General features: G+C 48.5%; 13 protein-coding genes. 8 read left to right on the top strand and 5 right to left on the bottom strand.

Annotation, left to right across the window (positions count from 1 at the left end; genetic code table 11):
* The first annotated feature begins 142 nt into the window (after positions 1–142).
* From IEW26_RS18675 to IEW26_RS18665, 3 genes are all read left to right on the top strand, one after another.
* The gene (locus tag IEW26_RS18675; RefSeq protein ID WP_188593440.1) at positions 143–1102 is read left to right on the top strand and encodes a metallophosphoesterase; all 960 of its coding nucleotides are present in this window, start codon (positions 143–145) and stop codon (positions 1100–1102) included.
* A 67-nt stretch (positions 1103–1169) separates the two neighbouring features.
* Positions 1170–1901 (top strand): metallophosphoesterase family protein, encoded by a 732-nt coding sequence (locus IEW26_RS18670; protein ID WP_188593439.1) that lies wholly within the window; start codon positions 1170–1172, stop codon positions 1899–1901.
* A gap of 137 nt (positions 1902–2038) precedes the next feature.
* The gene (locus tag IEW26_RS18665) at positions 2039–2683 is read left to right on the top strand and encodes a GNAT family N-acetyltransferase (RefSeq protein ID WP_188593438.1); all 645 of its coding nucleotides are present in this window, start codon (positions 2039–2041) and stop codon (positions 2681–2683) included.
* A 270-nt stretch (positions 2684–2953) separates the two neighbouring features.
* Here the strand turns inward: IEW26_RS18665 and IEW26_RS18660 are convergent, their stop codons facing one another.
* On the bottom strand, positions 2954–3763 hold the full coding sequence (locus IEW26_RS18660; RefSeq protein ID WP_188593437.1) for a histidinol-phosphatase: 810 nt from the start codon (positions 3761–3763) through the stop codon (positions 2954–2956).
* 32 nt (positions 3764–3795) lie between these two features.
* The gene (locus IEW26_RS18655) at positions 3796–4698 is read right to left on the bottom strand and encodes a LysR family transcriptional regulator (RefSeq protein WP_110897395.1); all 903 of its coding nucleotides are present in this window, start codon (positions 4696–4698) and stop codon (positions 3796–3798) included.
* A 440-nt stretch (positions 4699–5138) separates the two neighbouring features.
* Here IEW26_RS18655 and IEW26_RS18650 point away from each other — a divergent pair, with 440 nt between their 5' ends.
* The 5 genes from IEW26_RS18650 to IEW26_RS18630 all read left to right on the top strand — a co-directional run bounded on the left by IEW26_RS18650 (position 5139) and on the right by IEW26_RS18630 (position 9975).
* A complete protein-coding gene (locus IEW26_RS18650; RefSeq protein ID WP_145405357.1) occupies positions 5139–5597 on the top strand; it encodes a chemotaxis protein CheX in 459 nt (152 codons plus the stop codon).
* Between the two features lie 55 nt (positions 5598–5652).
* The gene (locus IEW26_RS18645) at positions 5653–6426 is read left to right on the top strand and encodes an SDR family NAD(P)-dependent oxidoreductase (protein WP_111269467.1); all 774 of its coding nucleotides are present in this window, start codon (positions 5653–5655) and stop codon (positions 6424–6426) included.
* A gap of 184 nt (positions 6427–6610) precedes the next feature.
* Positions 6611–7978 carry a DEAD/DEAH box helicase gene (locus IEW26_RS18640; protein ID WP_188593436.1) on the top strand — a complete coding sequence of 456 codons (1368 nt, stop codon included), beginning with the start codon at positions 6611–6613 and terminating at the stop codon, positions 7976–7978.
* Between the two features lie 25 nt (positions 7979–8003).
* Positions 8004–8756: an ABC transporter ATP-binding protein gene (locus IEW26_RS18635; protein WP_111269465.1), complete on the top strand. Its 753-nt coding sequence runs from the start codon at positions 8004–8006 to the stop codon at positions 8754–8756.
* A 1-nt stretch (position 8757) separates the two neighbouring features.
* Entirely contained in the window at positions 8758–9975 is a 1218-nt protein-coding gene (locus tag IEW26_RS18630; protein ID WP_188593435.1) for an ABC transporter permease, read from the top strand.
* A gap of 161 nt (positions 9976–10136) precedes the next feature.
* Here IEW26_RS18630 and IEW26_RS30400 read toward each other — a convergent pair whose 3' ends face one another.
* The 3 genes from IEW26_RS30400 to IEW26_RS18620 form a co-directional block, all read right to left on the bottom strand.
* A complete protein-coding gene (locus IEW26_RS30400; RefSeq protein ID WP_208643788.1) occupies positions 10137–10262 on the bottom strand; it encodes a YjcZ family sporulation protein in 126 nt (41 codons plus the stop codon).
* A gap of 305 nt (positions 10263–10567) precedes the next feature.
* Positions 10568–11866, bottom strand: a complete 1299-nt coding sequence (locus IEW26_RS18625; RefSeq protein ID WP_188593514.1) for an aminotransferase class I/II-fold pyridoxal phosphate-dependent enzyme — start codon at positions 11864–11866, stop codon at positions 10568–10570.
* Between the two features lie 212 nt (positions 11867–12078).
* Entirely contained in the window at positions 12079–12696 is a 618-nt protein-coding gene (locus IEW26_RS18620) for a pyridoxamine 5'-phosphate oxidase family protein (protein WP_188593434.1), read from the bottom strand.
* Positions 12697–12757 lie beyond the last annotated feature (61 nt).

Raw genomic sequence — 12757 nt, 5'->3', positions numbered from 1 at the left:
TTCCGCGTAGTAATCGCCGGGATTACGGCTTCTTTTGCCATGCACCAAAGGAACCGGGTGTTTCGTGCAGAATATGGTATACTACAGGGATGAATACGGCCGTTAACGGTCTTGAAGAAGCCCGATGCGAGGAGGGGGAGAGATGGGACAGACACCGCGTTCACACAGCAGCAGCTCGCCGTCCCGGCGCTTGAGCAGAACGGACAGTTCGAAGGAACCTCTTTTTCCCGGAGAAGAAAAGGATCATGACCCTTCTCGTCGAAGTTTTCAACTGCGGAAAATCATTATGACCCTGGGAGCAAGTGTGCTGACACTAGGATACGCACTATGGGAGCCGCGATTATTACAGATTAGCCATATTAATCTCAAGCTCCCGTCGTTCCCGGTATCGTTCAACGGATTGCGCATCGTTCATTTCAGTGATGCACATCTGGGCTTCCACACCGGGATGAAGGAATTGAGCAAGCTGGCAGCACGAATAAAGGAGCAGCAGCCTGACTTGATCTGTTTTACCGGGGATATGGTGGAGAGGCAGGCCGCACCAATGCGCGAATGTGTACCCGTTCTCGCCTCGATGACAGCGAAATACGGAAAGTTTGCGGTTTTGGGTAATCATGATTATCGAGGGCAGCAGCAGCAGGATGTGAAGAATATGTTTCAGGAAGCGGGCTTTACACTGCTTTGCAATGAGCATGTCATTATAGAAAAAGACGGAGACCAGCTTGCTGTTACAGGTCTGGATGATGCCTTAACGGGCAGCCCTGACCCGGAAACAGCTGTTGCCGGGCTGAAGCAGCATGTCTGGAAAATGCTGCTTATGCATGAACCGGATTATGCCGATTATGCAGCTCCGTATGGATTTGGATTGCAGCTGTCGGGTCACAGCCATGGGGGTCAGGTTCGTTTTCCCTGGTTTGGTGCAATGACGACCCCGCGGGGTTCACGTAAATATATACAAGGGCTGCACTACACCTCCCGGCATCAGATGCCCGTGTATGTGAATCGTGGGTTTGGCATGACACTGCTGCCCATTCGTTTTCTGTGCCGGCCTGAGTTGACGGTGCTTCACTTGCATTCGGACAATGAAAGCAATCATTCTTAGGAAAAATGCCAAGATATCAGATGGAATTGGAATATAGAACCATATGGACATGAATGGAGGGGAAGTAATGGAGCGAATTGCAATTGTATCCGACATTCATGGCAACATGACTGCCTGGGAAGCTGTGTGGAAAGATATACAGCAGCGCGGCATAGAGAGAATTTTCTGTCTCGGTGACCTTGTAGGCAAGGGACCGCAGCCAGCTGAAGCCGTGGATCAGATCAGAGCGGCATGTGAAGTGGTTGTTCGCGGCAACTGGGATGAGCTTGTTGCTGTGAATCAGGATGTGATTGATTTTACGTGGCAGGCTGAACGGCTGGGCGCAGATCGAGTGGCTTATTTGGCGAGTCTTCCCTTTAGTTATGAATTGAAGCTGAGTGGACGTAACGTAAGGTTCGTGCACGCTTCACCACAGAGTGTGTATCATCGTGTTCAGCCTTGGGATGAGATGAATAAGAGACTTGCAATGTTTGAGCCTCCAGCTGACGAGGCAGGCTCAGGAATGGCTGATGTGGTCGGTTATGGTGATGTGCATAATGCCTTTTTGCAGTATTTGGATGGAAGAATGCTGTTTAATACAGGAAGCGTGGGCAATCCGCTGGATGTTCCACAAGCCTCGTACTGCATTCTTGAAGGAGAAGAGGGCGAAGACAAACAGAAGCCGTTTAACCTGCAGTTTGTTCGGGTTCCGTATGATATTGAGCAGGAAGTGCAGATTGCACAGCAGCATCAAGTTCCGGCACTGGATGCTTATATTCGTGAACTGCGTTCAGGCATTTATCGTGGATTACAGGGGTAGGGGAAATTGCAGTATAACCTTCATTATAAAGATGACATACTATAGTGAATGAATCAGATTGTGATAGGATGCCGGATCATCGTCAGAGCATGCTTGTCTTACCGGACTAAAACCCGTTAGGCAAAGGAGAGAGTGCCATGCTTACCCGAGATATGCTGATTCAAGGCTTGCCTGTCTTAGGAACAGAACGCCTTGTCCTGCGCTCATTACGTCAAAGTGATTACATTGCATTATCCGAGCTGTTGTCCGATCCGCAAGTCATACAATACGTGAATCGCGGCAGCCAGTCTCCCCCAATACGTGCGAGAAAATTGCTGAACCAGATTCGGAGCAGCAGTACCAAGTTAGATTCACTGCATTACGGGATCTGCTGCAAAGGCAGCGAGCAGGTCATTGGCATTGCGTCCTTCCAGCACTGGAATGATCAAAAGGGTACAGCCCAGATCGGGTACATCCTGAGCAAATTATACTGGGGCAAAGGCTTGGCAACCGAAGCGGTTCATCGTTTGTTAACATTCGGATTTGACGAACTTCACCTGTGGAGGGTTGAAGCTCGTTGTTATGAAGCAAACTCATCCTCAGAAAGGGTGCTCCTTAAAATGGGCATGCTTTACGAGCGCAGTCTTCCAGCCTTCGGGCTGAATGATGATGATGACGAGGTCGGTGAGGGCTCCAACTCCATGGACGTCAAGGTATACGGAATGTCTCGTGGACAGTTCCAATCGGGTGTGAACGGGAAAAGTCTGCATTCGCCAGCATGGGACAACCCTGAAATATCATAGAGTATATCAGGGTATGAGAACTGAAACGAACTTCAATCATTTGTTACACAATTGAAATATAGCTGCAATTGAATTCTAACAGACAGAGGGTAAACTTATCTCATGACCCCCTTTTTGATAATAGATAATGCAGTTGGGACCCGCGATGAGCGGGTTCATTTTTTTGTCCATTAAAGTTTCACGAGTCCAGCGGGCGCGCTAATAAAATAAAAAAAGATCCCAATGCTGGTTACTTGCGCGGGGATCTTTGTATTTAGACAGCTTTTATTCTTACAGGGGAACAATCTGCATTTGCTTCTGTTTGAAATAAACCCATTCGGTGAAACCAATTTCCTTCAAACGTGTCCGCACTTGCTCAAGCTCATCGGCAACTCTTCCTGGGATATGTGCATCCGAACCGAAGGTGACTTTTACCCCGTAATGCCGGGCACGTTCCAGAATGGCATCAGATGGGTACCAGCCACCGCTGAGTTTGGTTTTGCCCGAAGTGTTGATTTCGATCGCAACATTGGCTTCGGCAATAACCTGAAGCGTTTCATCAATAGCATGGTCTGCCATAATTTCAGAGAATGGGGGATAGTTACCTTTCATTGCATCAATATGTCCAAGAATCTGGAAGATGCCGCTACGGGCCGATTGTGCAATTAACTTGTAATATGCTTCCTTAACTTCGATTTTGCGAGCATCCGATAATCCTTTCCAGCGGGTTTTATTGAAAATACTGATCTCCTCTGTGTGATGAACGGAGCCGATAACATAGTCAAACGGATACTGTCCCAGCGTTGAACGATACAGTTCGGCATGGACTGGAAAATAATCGGATTCGATCCCGAGCAGAACATCGATTTTCCCAGCGTATTCTTCTTTAAGCGAGAGCACTTCGGCTACATAATGCTGTAACTCAGATTTACCCATCGCGATTCGTGGATGCGCCTGTTCCAGCTCACTGCCAAAGTAAGGGGTATGATCAGAAATTCCGATGGCTTGAAGTCCCGCTTCAATACCTGCTTCAATGTAATCTCTGATGTTGCCATCCGCATGTCCGCAGCGGAAATGGTGCGTATGAAGATCAAATTTCATATGGAATCCCTGCCCTTTCTTTTCATCTAGGTTTATTCCGAGCTGATGAATTGAGTTTCCGGCATGCCCTTGAGGTCACTAAGAAATTGATGCATCGCCGAGTTGAGATAACGACTGGATTTGTAGATGACACCTACAGGATGGCTGACCTCCAGTTCACTTAAAGGGATCATCCGCAGTGTACCTTGCCGCAGCTCATGTGCTACCGATTGTTTGGAGATAATGGCAGCCCCGAGATCAATCTCAACCATACGTTTCACTTCTTCACTGCTGGACAATTCCATCACAACATTGGGCTCAATATTGTATTTTTTGAAAACAGCTTCAGTAAACCGGCGACCTACCGTATCGGGCGACAGAAGAATCAGAGGCGTGCTTCGCAGCACGTCCACGGCTGCATGTTTTTTCTTCGCGAGTGGATGAGCAGGAGATACGACCAGCTCAAACGTGTCATAGTACAGCACAGAGGTACTAAGGTTAGGATTACGTTCAGTAAGGTATCCAATTCCGATGTCCACCAAACCGTTTTCGACCTGTGTATAGATCTGTGAAGAGGGCAGCGATTGAATGCTTGTTTTGATGAGCGGGAATTGATCCTGAAAGTAGGATAACACCCTTGGCAAAATCTGAATGGCAATGGATGTTGTCGTTCCGAGCACAATACGTCCTTGTGGGGTTTCGTCGAGATCGGATAGCTTCTGTTTTAACTCGTCAACAATATCGAGCATGCGTTCAGCGTGCTCCAGGAAAACCTGTCCGCGATCCGTCAGCGTTACCGGCTGGTTCCGATCAACAAGCACGGTGTTGAATTCGTCCTCCAGGCTTTTGATCTGGGCCGACACAGCCGGCTGGGTCAGGTTAAGGAGTTCACCCGCTTTGCGGAAACTCATCGTTTTGGAAATGGTAATCAGCGTTTCCAGTTGGCTGATGTTCATATACGGCCTCCTTGCAGCTTAATATCTCTGTATGTCATGTGTCGTGCTGTAAAAGTCCGTGACGGGTACAGTTTCTTTTATATTAAATTATAGGGGATTACGGTCATCAGAGCAATGAAGGGGAAGGGGCATATGAAAAGTAGTTCAACAGACTAACAAACTTAAAATAAGTTATTATTTAAAATTTAAAACAATTCAAAATCAGTATAAAAGTCCTACAAGCCTTTCGGGGCTTGAATGCAGTCAAATAATTTTTCCAAAGAAGTGAAATACGGACAAAAACAGCTATAAACATTTGCTATTCGAATGACGATAAATTATAGTGCACATGCTTTGCTGAATTCTTAATGAATTCTCGTACGTGATAAAGTATAATAAATTTAATAAATATGGGACTTTTGGTGTGTGACCAATAACCCAGTGTGAGGAGGACATAAAAAGTGAAAGCGGAAGTGATAAATCCATTCCTGGAATCGGCACGTAACGTATTTGAACAGCTCATCCAGGTTTCGCCTTCCACCGGGAATCTTGGCGTGAAGAATGTAGAATACATTGCTGACCATGTCTGGATTGTAATTGGAATGACGGGGCAGCTGAGCGGAAATATTGTTTTTGGTATACAAGAAACGGTTGCTTTGAAAATTGTTTCAGCTATGATGGGTGGTTTTGTGATCACTGAAATGGATGATATGAGTAAAAGTGCGATCTCCGAGCTGGGCAACATGATCAGTGGGAATGCCAGTACAATTCTGTCCAACCAGGGCGTCGTTGTAGATATTACACCACCTCAAGTGATGCAATCGGAGCATTTAACGTCATTCAGTGCAACGAAAGCGTTAAGTATTCCTCTTCTGATGGATGGCATTGGCGAGATGGATATTCAGGTGATGATCTCGTAAAATAGAAGCATGGCCTTTATGAGGCAAATGTGTTCATTACGGGAGGACATCAACCATGCTGAAAGATCAGGTTGTTTTTATTACAGGCGCATCGAGCGGAATCGGTGCACTTTGCGCACAAATGCTGATCGAGGAAGGAGCCATCCCGATTCTGGCTGCCCGTTCACGGGACAAGCTGGAACAGATTGGTGCTTCACTACAAGGACGGCATGAATTGCTCACACTGGACGTTACCGACAGTGAGCAGGTTCAGACGGCTGTAGACGCGATGTTACATAAATACGGAAAAATTGATATTCTGCTGAATAACGCCGGTTACGGAAAATTTGCTGCCATGACGGACATGTCTGTACAGGAATTTGACGAGATGATGGACGTGAATTATATGGGCATTGTGCGCTGTACCAAAGCGGTGCTTCCACATATGCTGGAACGGGGCAAAGGCCAGATTGTGAATGTTGCTTCGATGGCTGGCAAGATTGGAACGGCCAAGTCGGCTTCTTATACAGCTACAAAGCATGCGGTGCTTGGATTTAGCAACGCGCTGCGGCAGGAGCTGCGCAAGACGGGCATTACGGTCACGACGATTAATCCTGGCCCGATTGATACACCATTTTTTGATCGCGCAGACCCTTCAGGACATTATGTGAACAATGTGCGCTGGCTGATGCTGACACCACAGAACGTAGCAGGCCACATGATTCGGGCGATGAAGAAACGCAAGGAAGAAGTGAATCTGCCAAGGCTGGCATCTGCTGGTATCTGGCTGTATCAATTATTCCCGCGGCTCGCCGATCGACTGTCACACGGTGTAATGAATCAGAAGTAGAATGTAACAAGCAGCACCATATATCGGATGATGAAGGGCTCCGCCGAGGGGCTTTTCTTTTTTTTGTGCGGACTTGCACGTTTTAAGAATAAGATTTGGTACACAGGCTTTTTTCGCATATAATGAAAGATAATGTGATGACAGGTTTTGTTTGAATACGAAATAAATTTAAAGGATGGAATACATGACGAATCAAACTTTTGCATCAATAGGCGTGGCACAGGATTTGGAGGCGCTGCTGGCCCAGCACGGCATTAACGAGCCTTCTCCGGTACAGGCGCAGACGATTCCGGTTATTCTGGAAGGCCGTGATGTCGTATCCAAATCGCAGACGGGAACTGGCAAAACGCTTGCCTATCTGCTGCCGCTGCTGCAATCTATCAAGAATGACATTAAAGGCACGCAGAAGCTGATTATCGCGCCGACGCAGGAGCTTGCCATGCAAATTGTGCGTGAGGCACAGCGTTACGGGGCAGAGCGCGGCATTGGTGTTCAAGGTCTGATTGGCGGTGCGGCTGTGAAACGTCAGATCGAGAAGCTGCGTGAGCATCCAGAGCTTGTTGTCGGCACGCCTGGAAGGTTAAAGGAACTGATCACACTCAAAAAGCTGAAAATGCACAACGTATCCACCATTGTGATCGACGAAGCAGATCAGGTGTTCCAGCTCGGCGGCGTAAGTGATGTGGAATTTGTGCTGAAAAGCGCCTTGCGTGACCGTCAGTTAATTTTCCTGTCCGCAACCATTGACGAGCATACAGCTGCACTGGCGAAGCGCGAGATGAAAGAGCCTGTGCATATCGGTATTGAACCGGATCGTGCAACAGCGGCAGGACTTGAGCATTATTACTTCGTAGAAGAGGGCCGCAACAAGGTTGATCTGCTGCGCCGTCTGGTCAGACAATATAACCCAGATCGGGCCATTGTATTTGTCAATGCAACCGAGGACATCGGTGAAGTTGAAGCGAAAATGAATCACCTGGGACTGTCCGCAGCTGCGCTGTACGGGGATGCCGACAAGGTGACACGCAGCAACGTACTGTCAGCATTTCGCAACGGTAAAATCCAGCTGCTGATCGCCTCCGAGGTAGCGGCAAGAGGACTGGACATTGAGGGCTTGCCGATGGTCATTAACTTTGATCCGGCTTTTGACTCCGAGCACTACGTTCACCGTGCAGGCCGGACAGGCCGAATGGGGCGTTCAGGCATCGTGCTGTCTATTGTAGATGAGACACAAATTTTCATTATGCGCAAATTCGCTCGGGAACTTGGCATTGAGCTGCAGGAGCGTGTTCTGTTTGGCGGCAAAGTATTGGAAGCTGATCCAAGACCGGATACTCGCCCGGAAGGGCATTCCTTCTCGCGTAAACCGGGACAGTCCCGCGACCGCAAGCCAGGTCAGGGCAGCCGGAAGCCGGGCCCAAAAGCGACGATCTCCAATCAGCGTTCAACAGGCAGCAAGCCGGCTGGAGCTCGTACGGGGCGCGACCAGGATCGCAAAAACAAGGGTGCACCCAAGTGGAGCAAAGACAGAGCACCGCGCTCTGAGGAATAATCGGATGAAAGGGGTGCAGGGATAGATGGAGAACGTTCAATCGCCTGTGCTGCAGATCAGCGGGCTTAGTGGTGGGTACAGTGCCAAAAGGCCAGTGCTGCACGGCATTAACCTGGAAGTGGGACGCGGAGAAATGGTCGGGCTGATCGGATTAAACGGTGCTGGCAAGAGTACAACGATGAAACATATTCTAGGCCTCATGACTCCGCAGCAGGGAGAAGTTCGAGTGATGGGCAAGAAGCGGGAAGAGGATGCACAGATCTATCAGTCCGCGATGGCCTTTGTCCCGGAATCTCCTGAATTATATGATGAGATGACGGTAATGGAGCACCTGGAGTTTACAGCGCGAGCTTACAACGTGTCGGAGGCAGATTTCAAACAGCGGACAGAGAAGCTGCTGAATCTGTTTCGCATGAATGAAAAGAGTACAAGTCTGTCAACACATCTGTCCAAAGGTATGAGGCAGAAGGTGATGATTATGTGTGCGTTTGTTGCCGGGCCACCGCTATACATCATTGACGAACCTTTTCTGGGACTTGATCCGCTGGGCATCCGTTCCTTGCTCGATTTCATGCTGGAGATGAAAGCAGCGGGCTCTTCCATTCTGCTGAGTTCTCACATTTTGTCCACTATTGAAAATTATTGTGACCGCTTTGTTGTACTGCATCGTGGACAGGTTATTGCTCAAGGCACACTGAGCGAGCTGCGTGCCCAGTTCGGGGAGTCTGATACACCGCTGGAGCACATGTTCTACTCCCTTGTGCAAGGCAGGGACTGACATGGATCTCAAGCTGTTATGGAAGCAACGTCGGACAGGTTTCTGGAATGGGATTCTTCCTTATGTGGGTTATGTGATCCAGAGCGGGGTTGCGATGGTCTTTTTATTTCTGGTCATTGCGTTCTCTGCCTGGTATACCTCGTTTGTACAGAACATTCCTGCGGGATTTCCAATTCGCTGGATTGCTTTATTGCTGCTGGCTCCGCTTGTGCTGCTCAGCAGTTACCGTACATATCTGCTTCCGGCGGATATTGTATTCCTGCGGCCGCAGGAATACCGGATGCAGGAGTATTTGAAGAACAGCTTTGTTCGTGGCGTTATTTATAAAATGCTGGGGCTGCTGCTCGTATTTCTGACGTTATGGCCGCTTTATGTAAGGGCAGATGCAGATGCCAAGCCGCTGGGCTGGTCGATTCTGTTTCTTGTGTTGTGGAAAGTGTTGTCCAGTTATGGAGCGTGGCAAGAGCTGAGGATGGTACAGGCCGTAGCATCCAGAGCATATCGTCTGCTTCGCTGGGCACTGGCCATCCTGGCTGTGGCGGCCTGGCTGTGGCAGCAGCCGTTTCGCAGTCTCTGGTTCTTGCTGCTGCTTGCGGCCGTATATATTGTTGCGCTGCACGTGCCCGTGAAACATCGTGTCGCATGGGAGCGTCTGATTCAGGTGGAGCAGACGCAGGCGGGCAGAGTGATGCGAACATTAGGCTGGTTTGTGGATGTGCCGTCGTCCGGACAGAAGGTAAGCTCTCGCCGCTGGCTCAGTAAATGGGGAAACGGTCTTCCATGGAATGCAGGGCAGGCTTATCGGTACCTTATGACCAAAACATTCATCCGAACAGAAGTATTTACGATTGTGCTTCGTCTGATCCTGCTTGGCATGCTGTTGTCCTGGTGGACAGCGGGCAGTTACTTTGGAGCCGGCGTGTATCTGTTCTTCCTGCTGCTTGCAGGTATTCAGCTCGGGGTGCTGCGTCGCAGTCACAGTGAATCCTTCTGGATCATGATCTACCCGATCTCAGGGGAAAGTCGCCGCTCGCAGGTGCTCGGTTTTATTTTTCAACTCCATGCATTCGCCGCAGTGCTGATGTGGCTGCCGATGCTTGCAGCCGGAATTGAAGGACTTACCGTAACAGGCACTGCACTGGTGCTGGGCATACTTGTCATCGTGCTCATGCGCCGTTCTCAGGGAAGTAAATGGCTCAAGGAGGAAGAGGACGAATAGTTTTTTTCGATCCTGTGCCACCTGCCCGAATGTACTGCAGCTCTGTTGTAACTCACACACGTTGTATTTATCCGAAAAAAGGTATTCCGGGCTGTATCCTGGAATACCTTTTTTGTGCGTGCTGCAATATCAAGATGTCATGTGTGCAGGAAGAGTTTTAACTAACAAAGGAAGGATTTAGTGATGATAACGAGCAGGATGAACAGAACAAGAATGGCACCTGTGTTGGTGAATCCTCCAACGCCGCAGTATCCGTATCCGCCTCTTGTATCTTCCACTTGGGACATGGGTCATACCCCTTTCGAATGATGGTTTTGGCACGCCCTTGCGTACATCGTATATTATGTGCCATGGAGTTAGGCTGATTGGGCCCTTGCCCGTTCATCGCTGTTTTGGGCATCTGTCCCGCAGGAAGGGATGGATGCTCCAGTAGAAACAAGACGAGGCCGGGAAGACAACATGTTACTTCCGAGCTGTGTAAATAGAAAGACCCCTTGGCATCATAAGCTTGCGCTTAGTGCTGCCAAAGGGTTCTGTAGTTGAAACATATTATATTGTTGAATGGTTCTGTTCTATGTCTAGGCTCTTTGGTTTAGCGCTTTTGCAAGTCCTGAACGCCGCGATAGACTGTATCGAACAGTTCTTCCAGACCATTCTCCTCTATACAGGAGAAGGCAATGCGCAGATCAGTCTCACCCAGCGCAATCGTACCTACACCATATTGATGCAGCAGGTGACTGCGCAGCTCCTCAGCACCAACATGCTTCAGCTTCAGGCACATGAAGTAACCGGAGTTGAACGGATAATAGTCCCATACATCTCCATATTTGCCGCTGTCGAGAAGTTCTTTGACTTTGTTGGCGCGGCCTTTCATAATCTCGAATTTCTCCAGCTTCTGAGCTTCGAACTCCGCTGCTTTCAGCGCATCCAGCACAAATGTCTGTGAAGGATGTGGTCCGCTTGAAATGGTTGCACGAATGATGCCAAGTGTTTTTTGCTCCAATGCATGTAGAACAGCAGCATCTTCATGAGCAAAAGTAATGAATCCTACACGGAAGCCCCATACGAATTCTTCTTTCGTTGCGCCGTCAATCTTCACCGTTAATACACGTGGATGAATATTGGCCAGTTTACCAAAAAGAGACTCATGAATGGAATCTTCAAAGAACAAACCGAAATAAGCATCGTCAGTCACAGCGACTACATTTACTCCAGCTTCAGCAGCTTGACGAATAGCATCTACAATAGCATCTGCTTCAGCAGCACCCGGTGTGTAACCTGTCGGGTTGTTCGGGAAGTTGAGCAGCACGATGGCTTTGCCTTTATCCTTTTGTGCCAGCAGTGCTTGAAGCAATCCGTTGCTGTTAAAGTTCATCTGATCATCAAACAATGGATAATGAACCAACTGGCCGTGACGACGAATTCCGAAAGTCAGCTCGTAGTTCTCCCAGTTTTTATCCGGATATATAACAGCATCCCCGTCTTCTGTGAACAGGTCGGCTACAATACTGAGTCCATGGGTCAACGCATTGGTTACGATCGGATTACCGAACGATTTTCCTTCCAGAGAAGGTGTTTCCTTCAGCATCTTGTCTCTCCAGACGGTCCGCAGTTCAGGTTTACCTGCCGGCGGCGCGTAAGGGTACAGATCCTTCGGCTGGAATGCAGAGAGCTTCTCCTGAATCACCGGGAGATGCATCGGCACCCCACCCTCCAGGGCGATACCAATCGTTGCATTGTAGGTCTTGGCCAGGCTTGCCGCTTCCGCAGATTGACTCAAGATACCTTCTTTCGGAAAATAAATTTCTTTGCCGAGTTGTGACAGCATGGAGTAGACGTAACTGCTGCCGGCCTGAATACTTTCGTTCAACTGTTCAGCCAGTGGATTCATTTTTTTCATCCTTCCAAGTCTTTGTGATTCAACTGCCTAACATTATATCACCTTGACATTCCCCCGTCACGGAAATTACGCAATATGACAGTTATATCACTTCACCGCGTTGTTGTGGATGGAGAAAACATATCCTTTTGGTTCGTTTTTTCAGGTTTTTTCTGTCCTCTTCGTTAATGTGGAAAGGAATAGTTTAACTTATATAGCCGAGTTTATTGCTGATGGAAAGGGCAATATTTCCGCATCATTTCGGCTGTTTCCTGATCTCGGCCTTCATTTCGTTTGTGCAGCTCACCGCTAATGTGCTCGAATCGTTCGGGATTCAGATTTTGTCCGAATTTGAACTTGGCACTGATTCGCTCCGGCACAATCCGAACGACAGCAACGGCTTTCAGCTGTCCTGTATAGCGAGGGTCCTCTGCATCAATCGGTACATAACCGCCTTGTGGCTGGAGCTTTTCCATAAAACGCTGCAGCACTTTTCCTTTTATTTCAAGCTCTTTCACGGGCTCTGCATAACCGGCAGCCATGACACTTTTGAAAAAGGAGGTCGCGGGACAAGCCAGCTCAGGATCACTGAAAAAGGAAGGAATCAGCGAGAATTCCTCCGCAACCGTAAAGCTGACCAAGGAATGCTGTTTGATCTGCTTCATTTTTTCCCCGGCCAGGCTGCCATGAAAATAAAAGCACCCATCCATATATACAAAATTCAGCGGTGTCACTCTCGGTTCTCCTTCCGGGCTGACGGTGCCCAGAAATCCGAAGGAGTATTGGTCCAGAAAGGTGATCATTTCCTGTTCTTCTTCTACAGCGAACTCTTTGCGTCTCATATTATTTCCCCCATTATTAGGTCGTTTAGGAAAAAGGATTCTAACGTAATGTTCCTTGGCA

The organism is Paenibacillus silvae, from assembly GCF_014639235.1.
Lineage (GTDB): Bacteria > Bacillota > Bacilli > Paenibacillales > Paenibacillaceae > Paenibacillus > Paenibacillus silvae.
Note: the sequence above shows the minus strand (reverse complement) of the source record. Positions and strands in the feature narration are given on the sequence as shown.